Origin of the sequence: Providencia sneebia DSM 19967 (assembly GCF_000314895.2) — a bacterium.
GTDB lineage: Bacteria > Pseudomonadota > Gammaproteobacteria > Enterobacterales > Enterobacteriaceae > Providencia > Providencia sneebia.
In genome coordinates this window covers 530886-548441 of record NZ_CM001773.1, presented here as the reverse complement: position 1 = coordinate 548441, position 17556 = coordinate 530886, and the positions used below count along the sequence as shown (strand labels likewise).

The window sequence follows — 17556 nt, the reverse complement described above, 5'->3', positions numbered from 1 at the left end:
CTATCTCCAGCAATATAATATTAATAAGTTAAACCATGACCATAGGAATAAAGCGTTTCTTTACCATCTGGTGATTTTATATTGACTGGTAATTGACCTTTTGGAGAATTAATGATGCCTTTTTCTGATGTTTCAAATAAGGAGTTTAAACCACCACGAATATTCGTTTCCAAGCTATTTCTTACATTATTTGTCACATCAAACCCTGTAATTCCATAAATAGCGATATTAGCTTTTACATTATCTAGATAAGCAATATCATAAGGATTACGCGTTGAGATAACAATTAATGGAACATTATTCTTCTCTGCTAAATTAATAATCTTTTGTGCATTTTTAGGTTGATTAGCTAAGTTATAGGTAGCTAATAGAATGAGGTCTTGACCTTTAATCATCTTTTCTATTTCATCATTCGCTAAATCATCAGCCATCATTTTTACAACTTTATCTTGCATATCAATATTAATAGAAGAGTCATTAGCAATAGCTGAAAGATGTTTTTTGATTAAATCATTTCTTGGTTTTTCATCTGAAAATACAGTTATTTTATTATTATCGCTCAATGAGTAAGGTAAAACGCCTTCATTTTTAATTAAGGTAATTGCATTCTCTGTTACCATATCTTCAATTTTTTTATTGAACGGTGCAGCAACAATTTGTTTAGCTTGTGTTATATCTTTCTCATTAGCATCGATTCTATTTTTTAACTTAGCTAATACAACTCGCTTGGCTGAATCATTAATTCGTTTTTCTAGTTCTTTATCATTCTTAGCTTCTTTCTTCAAATAACTGTATAAACCATCCAGTTTATTGACCTCTTCTTTATTTGCAATTTCAAGAGGCATCAGAATAACATCATTACCCGCTATAATAGCTTGTTTGACAGCCCAATTATTATCAAAGTTTTTAGAAATAGCACCCATATCCATTGCATCAGTCATGATTAATTTGTCATAACCTAATTCATCACGCAAAATATCAGTCAAAATAGCTTTAGATAAAGTTGCTGGTGTTCCTATTTCTTCCCCATTCAACGCTGTCAGGGTCGTATTATCCAAAGATGGAACGACGATATGTGCCGTCATTACTGCATCACTATGATCAATTGTATTTTGGAATGGTACTAATTCAATTTCGCGCCAAGCTGAAGCATCAATGGATATTGTTGGTAATGAAAAATGAGTATCTGATGAAACGTTACCATGTCCAGGGAAGTGCTTCACTGCGGTAAGTACGGGATATTTATGTATTCCAGAGATATAACTATTGGCTAATTCACTAACCAATTGTGGATTATCTGAATAAGATCGCACTCCAATAACTGGATTATTTTGATTATTATTCACATCAACAACGGGACCAAAATTAAAATTAAAACCTAGGCTTGATAACTCATTTCCATGAACCATACCCGTTAACTCAGCCAAACCTTGAGAACGCGTTGCACCTAAGGCCATATTCCCCGGCATTTCTGTTCCTTCACGTAAACGTGTGACATATCCGCCTTCTTGGTCAGTACTAATAAATAAGGGAAGATTACTTCTCGATTTTTGTAAGGCATTAATTAAATTTATAGTTTGAGCAGTATCAATTAAATTTTCTCTAAACAGAATAACAGAGCCTAAATGATATTTTTTATAATATCTTCTATTTGTTCATTTGATTGAATTAAAGGTTGTTTGTTTCCTGCGTTATCAATTCCCCAATAGCGAAAATCTGGCATTAATAATTGCCCAATTTTTTCATCCATTGTCATGCCATTTACAATAGCACTAGCGGAATCTTCAGGGTTATCCCAATATGTTTTTAATTTTTCATCTGTAATAACTGATGCGTAGGATAGTGAGGTTGAAATCATTAAAGATAATGTAAATAGTATTTTTTTCATTTAGTTTTCCCATTCTTATTCACTTATTTCTCATTATAAATTAAGTTCTTTTAATCCTTTTATCTGTGATATAAATCTCACCTAGAACTATTCCAATTTGTACAAAACCAGAAATAATCAATATTAAAATAAATGTATTTACAATGTAATAATAAGTAAAACAGCACGTTAATCAGAGAATATAGAAAAAATAAAAGGAATAATGAATAATAAAAAATATAAACACCGGAATATTTTAAAATAAATTAAACACGTTTTAAGTTATATTTATCTTTATAAATAAAAAATATTAACAAATAAATATCTATTTTTGACGATCAAAATAAAGTAAATCTATTTTTATAATATTAACTAAGCCAAATAAGACGATTATCATTAACCTGTCACTTGCTGCTTTAGCCATTGAATAAAAATATCTGCTTTTGGATTACGTTTATCATCAAGCATAGCAAAATAGTACCGCTGCTCACATGTCAATGCGATATCCCCAAAAGGCATGACAAGTTCCTGAGATTTAATCCTTTTTTCGACAAGTTGTTTGCGCCCCATAGCAACACCAGCATGGTTCATCGCGGCAACAATCGCTAAATCTGAACGATCAAAGCTTAGGTTTCGGCGATGCGGAAATAGCATGAGCTGATTATGCTCACTCCAAGCTTTCCATTCATCATAATCGGAATTACTGCTCCACGCTTGGCGGTCATGCAATAAAGTACAATTTTTTAGTTGATAGATATTGTTATATAAATCATATTGCTGTGCATATTTTGGACTACACACTGGCACAATGGACTCAGACATTAAATCTTCACAATAAAGGTTAGTTCGAGTCATATCATCATAATAAATCGCCACATCAATACCATACCCACGAAAATTAACCTCATCATTCCCAGTTAACAAATTTAATTGAATAGAAGGATATTGATGAGCAAAATCAGCAATTTTCGGGATTAACCAACATTGCGCAATTGATGGACGTGAGTAAACGGTCAGTTCCCCTGAAATTTCCTGATTCTTAATATCAATAATTTCTTGGTTTATATCATCTAAATTTTTACGTAATGCCCAGTAAATACGTTCTCCATCCGCTGTTAACTCAATACGGCGGTGAAAACGTTCAAATAGCTTAAAACCCAGCTCGCCTTCCAATGTATTAATGCGATGGCTTACTGCACTTGGTGTTAACGAAAGTTCCTGAGCGGCTAATGCAAAAGAGCTATGCCGAGCTGCCGATTCAAAAGTATGCAAACGTGACAACTGGTAACTTGATAAACGTTTATTCCATTGAATAAATCCGGATTGCTCAAATTGATTTAGGTTTGATGACATCAATTTCTCTCCAATTGAAATAAACACAATCATAAAAATTTAGAATAACGGCTTTAAGATGAATTAATATGATGCAAATCATTATATAGCTCTTTTTTATGAAGCATATCACGCATTAGAGTTAATTCAATTCATCTAAAGATGGAGTTTCATCGTTTGTCAGCTAGGTGTATTTATTATCCAATATATGGACAACAACAATACAATTAGGGATAGGATATGGACTCTACAATGTGGATGATCGGTACTCTTGTTTTCAGTATCTTACTGATCATTGTCTCTATTATTAAATTTAAATTTCACCCTTTTTTATCACTTTTACTCGCCAGTTTCTTTGTCAGTATCGCCATGAAAATGAACCCATTACAGATGGTCAGCGCCATTGAAAGTGGGATTGGTGGTACACTCGGGTTTTTAGCCGCCATTATCGGGTTAGGCACCATACTTGGAAAAATGATGGAGATTTCCGGTGCTGCTGAGCGTATCGGGATCACCTTACAAAAATGCCGCTGGTTAACCCCTGATGTTACCATGGTACTGATTGGTTTAATTTGTGGTATTACACTCTTTGTTGAAGTTGGCGTGGTGCTCTTAATTCCACTCGCATTTTCAATAGCCAAAAAAACAAACACCTCTTTATTAAAACTTGCTATTCCATTATGTACCGCCCTAATGGCTGTGCACTGCATCGTTCCGCCTCACCCAGCAGCATTATTTGTGACCAATGAATTAGGGGCAGATATTGGTACAGTTATTGTTTCAGGATTGGCAGTTGGCTTAGTTGCCTCACTGATCGGCGGCCCACTATTTCTAAAATTCTTGGGGGATCGCTTACCTTTTAAATCCGTTCCAGAAGCTTTTGCTGATTTAGAAGTTCGAGAAGAGAAAGACTTACCTTCATTAGGTGCCACGCTATTTACTGTTTTACTGCCCATTATTCTCATGTTGATCAAAACAGCTGCTGATTTAAACATGAGCAAAGATAATCCTTTATTTACATTGTTACAGTTTATCGGCAATCCGATAACGGCAATGTTTATCGCTGCTTTTGTCGCCTATTACATGTTGGGTATCCGCCGCAACATGGGAATGAGTGCACTTCTCAGTAAAACCGAAGAAAGCTTTAGTTCAATTGCCAATATTTTATTAATTATTGGTGCAGGCGGAGCATTTAACGGCATTTTAAAAGGTAGTGGTTTAAGCGATTCATTAGCTTTGGTGCTTTCTGGTATTGATATGCACCCAATTTTGCTGGCTTGGTTAGTTGCCATTATTCTGCATGCTGCTGTCGGTTCTGCCACTGTCGCAATGATGGGAGCAACAGCGATTGTCGCGCCACTCATGCCGATGTATCCACATATTAGCCCCGAAATCATGACACTCGCGATTGGTTCTGGCGCAATTGGTTGCACCATCGTCACTGATTCCTTGTTTTGGCTAGTCAAACAATATTGTAATGCCACCTTAGCCGAAACATTCCGCTTTTACAGTGTAGCCACGCTAATTGCTTCATTAGTTGCATTAGCCGGTACATTTGCACTTTCATTTGTGATTTAAAAGAGAATAATTATGACTCAGATAAATATTGATAAGTTAATTACTGACTACCCTTTAGTTCAGGACTTAATCGATTTAAAACAAATTTCGTGGTTCAACCCTAAGTCAACCACCACACAAGCGGGTTTACCTTATGTGGGATTGTCGCAAGATGATGTAAAAGATGCTGAAGCTCGCTTAAATCGCTTTGCACCTTATTTAATGAAGGCATTTCCAGAAACTCAAGCCACACAAGGGATCATAGAATCTGACGTGGTTGCGATACCAATGATGCAAACCGCTCTTGGAGCGCGTTATCAAACACCAATTCCAGGGAAAATTTTACTCAAAAAAGATAGCCATCTCCCTATTTCAGGGTCAATAAAAGCACGAGGTGGGATCTATGAAGTTCTCACTCACGCTGAAAAACTCGCTTTAGAGGCAGGGTTACTCTCATTAGATGATAATTATGAAATCTTATATTCCGATAAATTTCGTGAATTTTTTAGTCAATACAGCATTGCGGTTGGATCAACCGGCAATTTAGGTATGTCGATTGGCATTATGAGTGCAAAACTAGGTTTTAGTGTTAGCGTGCATATGTCCGCTGATGCTCGGCAGTGGAAAAAAGATAAATTACGTTCACATGGTGTGAATGTTGTGGAATATGAGCAAGATTACAGTATCGCTGTTGAACAAGGCCGAAAAGAAGCCGAAAAAGATCCACGCTGTTTCTTTATTGATGATGAGAATTCAACCACACTCTTTCTGGGCTATGCCGTCGCAGGCCTACGTTTGAAAAAACAATTTGCAGAAAAAGGGATCACTGTTGATAACCAACATCCTTTATTTGTCTATTTACCTTGTGGCGTTGGTGGTGGTCCTGGTGGCGTAGCATTTGGCTTAAAATTAGCATTCGGTGATGCTGTTCACTGTTTATTTGCCGAGCCAACTCATTCACCTTGCATGTTGCTTGGTGTTCATACAGGTCTGCATGATGGTATTTCAGTACAAGAAATTGGTATTGATAACGTCACCGCGGCAGATGGCCTTGCTGTTGGGCGTGCTTCCGGGTTTGTAGGACGCGCAATGGAACGATTAATTGATGGCTATTACACAATTGATGATCAGGAAATGTATAACTTACTTGGTTTACTCAATCAAACTGAAGCAATTAAGTTAGAACCATCTGCATTAGCAGGCATGACTGGCAGTGTTCATGTCGCCGAAAATAGTGATTATTTACACGYTAAATCACTCAATTCAGAGCAAATGGCTAATGCAACTCACCTTGTTTGGGCAACGGGTGGTGGTATGGTGCCACAAGATGAAATGCAAAAATACTTATCAAAAGCTCAGTTAAGTTAATTCACTTAGGCTTATATTCAGATAAAACCATCTTTTAAATTATGAAAGATGGTTTCATTTATTTCCTTCTAATTAAYAGTAAAACTGAGTGAYATARTTTTATATTTCTTTGTTGTTATATAAATAAATACTAGAAATACAAATATAATTAACGAGGATAATATGTGGTACTATTATCAACCTCATTAAACATCAGAAAAGCAAATTATAATTGAAGTTTATTCCGTAAAAAACAGATAACCATTACTTTTAATAAAAAATAAAATTTATAATATTTTTAAAAGATTGACATTAGAATTTTCACATGTTTTCTCCTGTGAAAATTAGTGATATTAACAATTAAAAAAACAATAAATTATGTGCTAAAATTTAATTAATAATGATACTTAATTGAATTTTTCATGAGAGAAGTATTATATATTTCGCAACATATTTAATATTATGACCAAACAGCTTAATCTATTCAATGAATAATATTAGAAGATAATAATATCTCGCATACCATCCAATATATTGAAAATATAAGCAGTAAACTCACCAAGCAACTTTACTCTTTATTGAAACAGTCAAGATTAGAATAAAAATAATAACTCATTGATTTAAAACAGATTATTAACCTATTTTAGAGACAAAATAAAGCATTTTGTTGCGTTCAATCAACAATAATCAGTTTACAGACAACAAACACAAAATCAACCCCAGCAAGTACAGTAATCATGCTATATCACAGTGTATTTACATATTTTATGTTCATTAAAATTTGATTAAAACTAACTAAAAACAAGCCAATAACTAAATTACCTTAAATTGATGATACATTTTTATCAGTTATAAACTCTAAAAAAATCATTATTAGGTAAGTAAAATAATATAATAAACTAAAAATAATACCCATGTAAAAATTAAGAGTCAAATATCAAGAACGCAACAAAATGCTTTATTTTGTTGCATTTAGTCGAAAAATTGCACCTACATGGGAGGAGAAAATGCAAGGCAACAATGACATTAAAAATGATAATTTATCACTTAAAAATAATAACTCAATAATTATATCAAGTGATAACCAATTACAAAAGAATATATTTTCTAAAGCGATTGGGCGAGAAATTGCACGATTACGAAAAAGCAAGTCACTATCAGGAAGAGAGTTATCTCTTCTTTTAAATATATCACAACAACAAATTTCACGATATGAAAATGCAATATGTAATATCTCTATAGATAATTTAATGACTGTATTAGTTCTTTTAGACATATCATGGAATGATTTCTTTCAATGTGTTTTTACTCGAATACGTGAAAATGAAAATAAAGATATATTTAAACGCTATGCAAAAGTTATTACTCCCTCATTAGTACAGACCAACTACGATATAGCCATGAAGTAACTTTGGTATTAATTGGTACTAAATGTAACCAATAAGATATATAGGTAATAATAAAAATAATTAAATACACTTTAACCTACCTAAATATAAATCGAATAGTGACTTTGATGTTGGAATAAAAATGAAATACATGTTGGGTAAATCAGTTTTGGTTGCTTCTCAAGAACGAATTCAGTGGGTTTTTGATACTTTTAAACAAATTTGTTTATCTTTTTCTGGCGGTAAAGATTCAACCGTATTATTTCATTTGGTAGCACAAGAAGCACGCAAAAGAAAACGCTCATTTGACGTTATTTTTTTGGATTGGGAAGTGCAATATCAAGCAACAATCGACCATGTTTACAATATGAAAATCCGCTATGAGGATTGCATCAGACATTTTTATTGGGTCGCCCTACCAATAACAACAGAAAGTGGTGTATCCCAATATCAAACAAAATGGACAGCTTGGGAACCGGGGAAACAGTGGGTTAGAAACCCTCCCGATTGCGCAATCACAGATCCGCACTACTTCCCATTTTATGATGAAAATATGACATTTGAAGCCTTTATGCCGGCATTTAATCATTGGGTTGCTGCAAAAACTAGTGCCGTAACCTTACTCGGTATTCGGGCTGATGAATCATTAAATCGATTTATGTCACTAACCAATCAGCGCAAACTGCGTTATGCGGATGATAAACCTTGGACAACATCATCACTTGAGGGTTTTTATTATTTAGCTTATCCCATTTATGATTGGCGCGTGACTGATATTTGGACGTTTCTCTCAAAACAACAATTACCCTATAACCCAATCTATGACTTAATGTATCAAGCCGGTGTTCCCTTAAGTCATATGCGAATTTGTGAACCTTTTGGCCCCGAACAACGCAAGGGATTATGGCTATATCATATTCTTGAACCGGATACATGGGATAAAGCTTGCCAACGAGTGAGCGGCGCTCACAGCAGTGCAATTTATCTCAATCCAAAACAGAAAAAAGGGTACTTTGGCACCCATATTATCAGTAAGCCTGATACTCATACTTGGCAATCATATGCCCTCTTCTTGCTTGATAGCCTTCCTGAACATACCGCTGAACATTATAGAATAAAATTGCAGTATATCTTCGCTGGTATCAACAACGGAATTACCCTTCTAGTATTCCGGATGAACAAGATAATGACTGTGGCTATAAAGATATCCCATCATGGCGACGTATTTGTAAAACCATTTTGCGACATGATTATTGGTGTCGTTCATTGTCCTTTAGCCCAACTAAAAGCCATCACTATGAGCGCTATAAAAAAAATATGAAGCTAAAACGGGAAGAATGGAAATTGATGTTATAAATTTTATTATGTTATGGAGACAATATGAATTCTATTGAAGATATTTTTTCGGAATTAAAAACTTACCTTGCAACCTTATCTAGTGCCGATAAAATCTCAGCTATTAATCGATTAAAATACTTTTTACATACAGAAAGTCCCTTCCATCAAGAACCTGTTGATTGTGTTATTTGGATTAAGCGCAATAGCTTAGAAACAAATAACTACAATCCGAATGTAATGTCATCAAAAGAAAAAAAACTTCTTGAAGTTTCATTAGAAAGAGACGGATTTACTCAACCTATTGTTGTATTACCCGCAGGCGCTCATTCAGATGATAAAATAAAGTGGCAAATTATTGATGGTTATCATCGTTATATTTCCAGTGGTCATACAAAACTCAATGAAAGACTAAATGGCTATATTCCTATTTCCATTATGACATTTGATGATTTAAAAAAACAAATGGCTAGCACGATTAGGCATAACCGCGCTCGTGGGCAACATACTGTTGCCGCAATGTCCGAAATTGTTTGTGATCTTTATCAGCTCGGATGGGACGACAAAAAAATCGCACAAGAGTTAGGAATGCAGCCTGATGAAGTATTAAGACTAAAACAAATCAGTGGGTTATCTGCACTCTTTAAAGATTCCCGTTATACTGAAGCTTGGAGTGTAGAATAGAGGTCAATATATCACAAATACCCCATTCAACATACCTACGTATTGATTAACCACCTAGAATTCTGAGATGCCCTAAATGAGATTTCCCTTATTAAATGATTGGCGACATACCGTTAAGATAATTATTGTCGTGGCCACTAAACTTAGAGACTATTTAATTTAATCTTTTTTCATAAACACTCCATTTAATTGTGCCTAATCGTACCGCTAAATAAGTCCCCAACATTACAGCATGGACGAAAAACCTTTTTATGGTCAGTTCATTGATTTATCTGAGCAGTGAAAAATGAATTTTCTTTCACCGAGTAAAATAAAGAATACCTAGCCATTTATGATATTCAAAAAAAGAAACATATCGTTACAATTAAATTGAATATATATCGTACAGAATCATAAATAGAGTAATAGTATCGTGTATACTTCTCATTAAAGTGAATCAAAAGTAATAATGGTGGTGAAATGGTGAATATAAAAAATATGCGTTATATAATAGGGACTATATTATTATCTACCAGCTCCCTTTCTCCAATAACATATGCAGATAATTTACGCATAGCAGTAGGAAGTAGAGGATATTTAGGTGAGGTATCTCCGCCTGTACGGACTACCTCTGCCCAAGGCTACATAATGACCCCGCAACTTTTCGCTGAATTTCCTGTTATGGAGCTGATAACATGGGATACGCATCCAGCACTCGACTTTACATACTACGCACCAGAAAAGGCATATGGTATTACGCTCGTTAATGAAAATGACAGCAATAATAAAATAGTTTTATTAATTAATGGTACATTTAGTGGTACTTACTATAAACTTAAGAATCAACATTCAGTACTGACAACCTCATCGGTTACCCTTAAAAACTCCAAAGTTGTCTCTAAGACATCAGATATATATCTGGTACCTCAAAATAATGTTGACATAGGCCCGTTTTCCTTCGGACTAAAACCACGAGCTGGTGCTGATGGTTTTTTTGATTCACAAGAATTAGACTACACCGGTACCATTACCAGTTTTTCTGCATATGCACCTAGTAAATTAAAAAAAGGTCGATTTTTTGCAAAGGACCGATTAATTATGATTCACAGAGTCAATCCTTATTCTGGTGTTTCTTCGGACCTATATAAAAATACATTTATTGAAGAATATCAAGATTTAGGTGTTTTTGTCATCGATACCTGTCAGGTATCCTCCATTACGAATACAAACATTGATTTTGGTACTCAACTTGCAGGAACGTACCAAAAACCAACGAGTTTAGCGAATGCCCTCGCACAACTGAATGTCAGTTGTGTCAATAGAGGTAGTAATTACTTTATATCTATTAAACCTAATAACATGTTAGATCCAGGAAATCACATGGGGATGACATTGGCTCCCGTCAGTGGGAACGCTGAAGATTTGCCTTATATCGCAACATCTATTGGAACAGATGCCAAAGGCGATAAAGTTTGTGAGCCCAATTCATCAAAAGCTTTGGATTATACCGAAAGTAAACAATTGGTTAGCACAACAGGTAAAAATTTTGTACAAGGGTTAAACTTTGCGTTATGTGTCAATGGAAAAATAGCCCCTGGTGGATATCGAGGAAGCTTAGATGTCAGTTTTCTGGTTGAATAAACTCAAAAATAGATTCATATTAAAATCATATAATAAATGATTAATACTGCCACCACACCTTAATGCGATAAATATCAAAGTCACCCTCTTTAAATTCTGAAGCGGCCTTCTTTTTAAGGCCGCTTCAGGTCTTCCATCATTTTTTTGTCATCTATTTGATGGCGTTTTAGATTATGGTATGACACACAACAGAATTTCCCTTTGAGCATCACGGTAATATCTATTATCAAATAAACGTATCAATATATATTCTTTCGCCCTTATTTTACACGCCAGTTAACACAAGCACGATATCAATCATATTGTCAAAATAACAATACGATCTTTCATGATATTATAAAGAATAGTGAGACAATGAAATCAAAGAATAAATAACTTCTGTCACAGAGACTTAAATATAGCGATCACTTTATTGGTTGGTAAATTATTTAAACCAATATGCTAAAAGAATTCCGATTTTTAATTATCTCGTGGATATTAAGCGTCGATAAGACGCTAATTTTTAGTGGGCTTTCCTATCAATACGAGAATACATCACCCTTATTGACATTCGGCCGTTAGTGTCCGCACGGGTGAGTCAGCTGTTATTTCAATGCGTTCTAATGAGGCATAGTGAATTGTACATTGACCACCTTGATTGCCCCATTTGATATCCAGTTTTCCTGAGTCAGGTAATCCACTCATATATAACTGATTATTAGAGCCAACAATACCGGTATTAATCTCATCCTCTCTATCGCTTGAGATGAGTGTGGCAATAGCCCCAAATGGTGGTCGTTTACCTGCTGGACTTATATTAATGATGGCTTGATAACCCATTTTAGTTTTGAAATGGCGTTTGATGATAGCCCCTTCAGTTGGGTACACCATCATTGAAGTATCTTTAAAGGTAATATCATCTGGCAATGTATTGACGTTAACCGAAATCTGGTTAGCTGCATTACTCGTTAATTGTGGAATGATCGCATTCCCAAAGTAGTCAAACTTAGCGCCCGTTGTGAGTTGTGTGCCTCTAGCGCCATCCGCCGTGATAATAGCGATGGTGTCACCAATATTCGGGGATAATGTGATACCATCCGAGTGTGCGATTACCCCGCCACTCATACTGGCATTAATTGTTCTATTTGAATCAGAATAACTATAGCCCGCAGATAAAGTCGAGTTATCTGCAGAATATGTCCCGTTTACGCTACCACCATAATTACTGTTTTGGCTGTTATAGTTTTGGTATAAACCATAACTAAATTTATTTTCCAGCGCACTACCGCTCAAGCCGACTTGACTTCGGGTTTCGCCATGGTTATCAACATTGATGCCGTAACGTGCATTCATGGTTTGCGCCATATCACTATTGGTCAGTAATCTTAAAGGCACAGAAATGTTGAATGAAATTACCCGGTTTTCAGGCCATGAATTATTATAACTTTTTATTCTGTCAATGGTATAACTTAAGCTGTAAGACACACCTTTGTAGTTATTATTGTATGACATGCCAACCGAGGTATTTGAGCTTTGCCCGCCCCAATAGGTATTTTTTACCGCTCTGAGAGATAAAGAGCCATAAGAATCAAAGGACTGACTAATTGATGTTTGGAAACTATAACGCTGCCTTGAGCCTATCCAAGGCGCTAAACCATCTTTAATATCATAATCGGCAGTGTTATAGTCAGAGAATGAATAGAAATTCTCTGTCGTATAACGCAATGCAGTTAAGTCAAATGATGTTCCTGTTGAAAGTAAGCTTTTTGAATAACGAATACGATAAGATTGTCCTTTTAAGTGCTGATCCGAAAATTTCGCATCAGAATGAGTGACGTCGGTCGATAAAGCCCCCAGTATTCCTAATGAAAGCCCGACACCACCCACCATTGAGTGATACCCATTAGAAACTAACAAGCCACCATAGGTAGTTATGTTGTAAGGCAAACCAACACTGAAGGTGCCTAAGGCAAATGTGTCTCTCTTGGAATCAGTCGTGATCCCACCATCATAGCGGCCAGCAATAACCTCATAGTTATACGCTCCCTGCCTTTCCATCATAGGTAATGATGAATAAGCTTGGGTATAGACAGTTTGCTTACCATTTTCTTCTTCAATGGTGACTTCCATATCTCCCGCTAAGCCACTAGCCGGAATATCTCTGATCGCAAATCTGCCGGGGGCAACGAATGTTTGGTAAACAACATTACCATTTTGGCGTACAGTCACTGTCGCATTCGAGTTTGCGAATCCCTCAACAATAGGTGCATAGCCTTGCATGTTGTTGGGATTTAGGTTTTGGTTTGATTTTAGACTGACACCTTTCATTGGAATAGAATCAAAAATCGCACCATCTGATGAAATTTCACCGGCTTTTAAGGTCGATTTAATCGCATTAATCGTTCTGTATACATAAGTATTAGAGAAATCAGAATTACTGATGCTGGATGAGCCACTATTTTTACTGTAGTTGTATAAGTAACTTGTTCTTAAGCGCCATGCACCAACGTTAATACCCGCATTAATATTCGTAAAAATGGAATCAAAATGACTTGATTTTTGATGGTATTTAGAAAGCTGACGGTTGTTATTGTAGTTAAATATATAATTCATCATCAATGCCGTCACCCCATCATCACGAGCCTCTGGCGGAACATAACCGGCGAAATCGGGCATCATCGCAATTTGTGGAATAGACAAATTGACCGTCAGTGTTTGCACATCAAAGCTTACTGAAGCATCAGTGATATAATCAGATAATGTTGCGATTTCAACATCACCGGCTAAGTCTCTTAAGCGAGGAACCGCAGAAATATTAATACCAAATGTCTTCAATTGCTCGACAGTAAAAATGGGGGAAACTTGATCCTCTCCATTTTTGGCAAAGGTAAGGTTGTGCTCTCCCGAAGGGATCAAATTCACGTTAACGGCGACATCATAATTACCAGGCGTTAATGTATTATTTTTAGTAAAACTGTTTAAATCAATTTGATTGATATCAATACCACTACCATGCATTAATAAGCCAGGATCGAAGTAAGATTCAGCGTGAGCAAGAGCATTAGAGGTAATTACATAACAACATGCAATTACCTCTAATGCTATTATTTGAATTTTTTTCATAAAATCACCCTTCATCATCAATGGTTATTGTTAATAATATTTTATTTAATTTAATTTAATTTAATGAATTTTTATTTAATTCAATCAGATATTCATCCGTAAAACGCCACTCAATTACCCCTGCTTTCTGACTTGGCAGCGTTATTTTCTTTGTTGAAAACGGTATTAATGTTATTTGTCGTTCACCATTTTTAATGGCATTTCCTGCTACCGTTAAATAATCAAATGTTAAATAAAAGGGCGTCGGATTTTCTATAGTTAGCGTCTGATTCTCTCGTGTTAATTTCACTTGTTTCGTTAAATCTCTTGTTTTTAAACCTTCAATTTTTTTAGGGCGATACAATAATTTAAAGTAGAAATTAGGGATAATATTAAGTTGAACCCGATTTTCTTCTTTTATTTTTTCTTCACTCGGGATCCCTCTAATACCAATCCAAAAGAGGCTCTCTCTGTCTTGTGGCATATTAATACCATTAATTTGAGCGCCAATGCGTCGTACATTCCAAGATACTTGAGAGCCAACCATCATTTGTTTTAATGGTGGTAAAATAATAAAAGGAACAATGTCAGTTTCTTTCTTTTCTATGGGTAGCAATGTTTCATTATCAGCATTTGCTATCCAAGCTTCCATTAAATAATCATTATCATTATTATTTTTCATATCAACACTGATGCCGCCAGTATCGCTTTCATTATAAACATATCGTTTGAGTGGAAAGTCAAAGCCTGTCGATGAGTTTGCTAATCCCAATATTGGGAAGCAAATACAAAAAAGAAATAGCCCAACTAATTGATTCTTTGTCATTATTGAGTTCCTCCGAATATCACCGGATTTAAGGCAGTTTCCCCACCATAATCATTAATTATGCTCCACTCTAACTTCGATAATTTTTTGTTTATGGGTATCTCAAAGGTAGAAAAAGGAGAGACCATTGGTGCTCTATCACTGCGATAAAGCGCACCGTCCATTTTTATATTAATCAATGTATAATGGTAAGGAGAAGGGTTATTAATAATAATTTTATTCCCAGACTGCTTAACCGTCAGTTTATTTATATCGTCTTTTATATTTCCTTGAATGCCTTTTGGGCGATAAAACATTTTTATGACAATCTTTGTCGATAAATTAAATTTTGTATTAACTTGACTATTTTCATCATTATTTCGCTGTTTTGTCTCTGGAATAAAATTAACCATCAAATAAAATAAAGATTCTCTATCTGATGGAAGCACATTTAATCCTTTTGGAATAATTTTTAATGCATTATGAGAATTTTCGTCCAATTTTACGATAGGTGGAATAACCGTAAAATAGTGACTTGATTCATTTTCAGCATTTAAGTCAGAAAAAACCAAACTCTGAATAAGGTATTTTTTATTCGCTGAGTTATAAGCACTAATACTTTGACTTTTATCACCTTGAGTAAATATCACTCTTGAGTGATCTAGAGAAACAGCCGCAAATGAACATTGGGAAATAAATACCCATCCGAGTAAAACGTTAGCCATTTTCTTCATATTAATTCCGCTATATTATTAATCGGCATAATAACCAATAGTTAATGTTGCAGAGAAATCGCCTTCATTAGGATCACAATTATCTATTGCACAACGCAATTTCGCATTGATGGTTTTAGTAGCGCCCGTGCTTTCAATATTATCCCAGATAATTGATTCTGGGCTGGGTTTCCCTAAAGGGTTATTATTGATATCAATGACACGGCTACCATCTAATAATTGTACCCCTATAACGCCATTTGGATCATCATTGAAAAAATTATTACTGCCATTCAATGTATTCCCTGATGACAAATAGACCATGGCTGTGCTTTGCGATTCGGTACTGCAATTTTTCAACCGAATGAGCACGTCTGCGACTACACTGTCATTTTTAATTTCGTTTGCTGTGGTGATACCTAATTGATTACCCAATAATATTTCGGATGGAACATCAATATCACAAGTTTTTGCTAAAAATAAAACAGAGAATTCATATCTAACCGAGCTATCACCTGCCACTATTGTAGGGAACCACATGAAAAGTATTAAAAAAGTGATTGATACTTGTTTTATTTTTTTCATGGTATTTAATCCTGATAAAATTCAAAAGTCACAGCAGCGCTAGAATTACCTGGCATTACACCATTTTCACGTTTGACTAAACTGACTCGGTAATTAACTTCGACTGAATCACTCTTTGTGGATACAAAAGAAGAAATACCGTCTTCATTCACTTCCTGACAAATTTGATTAGATTTATCACAGGATTCAAGTAAAAAACCGGTGTTGGTAATATCGTTTACCCCATAAAATATTCCATTGCTAAATTGTGTTGAAGACGTTGGTTTTGATTTTATTTTTTTCTCCGTATTTTCAGCAAAATCTTTACATATAATAGTGTAGGAAAAATTTTCAGTTAAAATGGGTTTTTTAATTGGTTGTCCGTCGACTTCTGATGCAATAAGCATCCCCTTTTGATTAAAGTCAATAGTTTTATTTAAATCACTGTTATCATCGAATTCGCAAGTCCCTTTTGTGATCCGGGTTTTAAATTGTATTTTCCCATCTAGTGCAATAATTTGATTCGAAAACAGCATAACACTTAAGATCAATACTATTTTACTGGACCGTCCCATGGTATTCATCATATCCTCCAAGGTCATTGATAACAGCCCATTTAACCGTTCCATTCTTCATTTCACTTGGATAGCTCATTTCAGAGAATGGTGCTAACACATTATTTTTCTTGTTTAATTTGACTCGTTTGCTGTTAACAAATAACCCGGCTAAATTGACATAATAAGGGGAGTCATTCAGCAATTTAATTCCGCTTTCTGTGCTTTTAATTTTTATATTTTTAAACGCAGTTTCTTGTTGCATCGGTAAATTTTCAGGGCGATAGAAAACTTTAATGATATTTTCTAAGCCAACTTTCATTCCATCATTTTCATTTAACTCCGGTATGTTACGAGAATGAAAGTAGTACATGGATTCCCTGTCTTTTGGAAATTTACTGCTAATTGCCTTAATTTTAATAATGTTTCTTTGTTTAGGTGTTAATTTAAAAATGGAAGGCGTAATAACAAATAAACCTTCTGTAGGTGTTTTGCTATCTAATTGTTGTGTAATAAAATTAGCAACTAAATAAGGTTTATCATCTTCATTTCGTGCTGAAATAGAAGCCGAATGACTAGCTCCCTCAATGATAATACGCGTTTGACTTAAGCCAACACCCGCTTGAGTGACAAAGGGAAACGCCAATAAGAAAAAAAATAAGAATTTTAATTTTATCATTTTTTATTACCTTTATTGCAGGCAGTAAAC

12 protein-coding genes and 2 pseudogenes are annotated in these 17556 nt (G+C 35.0%); 6 read left to right on the top strand and 8 right to left on the bottom strand.

Translation table 11 applies throughout. The features are described 5' to 3' along the window. Positions 1 to 20: 20 nt before the first annotated feature. A pseudogene (locus OO7_RS02160) lies at positions 21 to 1888 on the bottom strand (glycoside hydrolase family 3 protein). A 375-nt stretch (positions 1889 to 2263) separates the two neighbouring features. Beyond that, entirely contained in the window at positions 2264 to 3220 is a 957-nt protein-coding gene (dsdC, locus tag OO7_RS02155; protein ID WP_008914322.1) for a DNA-binding transcriptional regulator DsdC, read from the bottom strand. Between the two features lie 219 nt (positions 3221 to 3439). Here dsdC and dsdX point away from each other — a divergent pair, with 219 nt between their 5' ends. From dsdX to OO7_RS02125, 6 genes and pseudogenes are all read left to right on the top strand, one after another. Further along, positions 3440 to 4777: a D-serine transporter DsdX gene (dsdX, locus tag OO7_RS02150; protein ID WP_008914321.1), complete on the top strand. Its 1338-nt coding sequence runs from the start codon at positions 3440 to 3442 to the stop codon at positions 4775 to 4777. Positions 4778 to 4789: 12 nt separating this feature from the next. After that, positions 4790 to 6124 (top strand): D-serine ammonia-lyase, encoded by a 1335-nt coding sequence (gene dsdA, locus OO7_RS02145; RefSeq protein ID WP_008914320.1) that lies wholly within the window; start codon positions 4790 to 4792, stop codon positions 6122 to 6124. A 986-nt stretch (positions 6125 to 7110) separates the two neighbouring features. After that, the gene (locus OO7_RS02140) at positions 7111 to 7512 is read left to right on the top strand and encodes a helix-turn-helix domain-containing protein (RefSeq protein ID WP_156823124.1); all 402 of its coding nucleotides are present in this window, start codon (positions 7111 to 7113) and stop codon (positions 7510 to 7512) included. A gap of 121 nt (positions 7513 to 7633) precedes the next feature. After that, positions 7634 to 8847, top strand: a pseudogene (locus OO7_RS02135) (DUF3440 domain-containing protein). 24 nt (positions 8848 to 8871) lie between these two features. Further along, on the top strand, positions 8872 to 9510 hold the full coding sequence (locus tag OO7_RS02130; RefSeq protein WP_008914317.1) for a ParB N-terminal domain-containing protein: 639 nt from the start codon (positions 8872 to 8874) through the stop codon (positions 9508 to 9510). A gap of 459 nt (positions 9511 to 9969) precedes the next feature. Beyond that, positions 9970 to 11130, top strand: a complete 1161-nt coding sequence (locus OO7_RS02125; protein ID WP_156823123.1) for a hypothetical protein — start codon at positions 9970 to 9972, stop codon at positions 11128 to 11130. A 540-nt stretch (positions 11131 to 11670) separates the two neighbouring features. Here the strand turns inward: OO7_RS02125 and OO7_RS02120 are convergent. From OO7_RS02120 to OO7_RS02095, 6 genes are read right to left on the bottom strand one after another with little or no spacing between them, the layout of a single operon-like run. Further along, entirely contained in the window at positions 11671 to 14232 is a 2562-nt protein-coding gene (locus tag OO7_RS02120; RefSeq protein ID WP_008914315.1) for a fimbria/pilus outer membrane usher protein, read from the bottom strand. A 55-nt stretch (positions 14233 to 14287) separates the two neighbouring features. Beyond that, a complete protein-coding gene (locus OO7_RS02115) occupies positions 14288 to 15037 on the bottom strand; it encodes a fimbrial biogenesis chaperone (RefSeq protein ID WP_008914314.1) in 750 nt (249 codons plus the stop codon). Next, positions 15037 to 15750 (bottom strand): fimbrial biogenesis chaperone, encoded by a 714-nt coding sequence (locus OO7_RS02110; RefSeq protein ID WP_008914313.1) that lies wholly within the window; start codon positions 15748 to 15750, stop codon positions 15037 to 15039. The genes OO7_RS02115 and OO7_RS02110 overlap by 1 nt, the downstream gene beginning before the upstream one ends. Positions 15751 to 15768: 18 nt before the next feature. Then, positions 15769 to 16314 carry a fimbrial protein gene (locus OO7_RS02105; protein WP_008914312.1) on the bottom strand — a complete coding sequence of 182 codons (546 nt, stop codon included), beginning with the start codon at positions 16312 to 16314 and terminating at the stop codon, positions 15769 to 15771. Between the two features lie 5 nt (positions 16315 to 16319). Beyond that, positions 16320 to 16877 (bottom strand): fimbrial protein, encoded by a 558-nt coding sequence (locus OO7_RS02100; RefSeq protein ID WP_008914311.1) that lies wholly within the window; start codon positions 16875 to 16877, stop codon positions 16320 to 16322. After that, a complete protein-coding gene (locus OO7_RS02095; RefSeq protein ID WP_008914310.1) occupies positions 16852 to 17526 on the bottom strand; it encodes a fimbrial biogenesis chaperone in 675 nt (224 codons plus the stop codon). The genes OO7_RS02100 and OO7_RS02095 overlap by 26 nt, the downstream gene beginning before the upstream one ends. Positions 17527 to 17556: the final 30 nt, after the last annotated feature.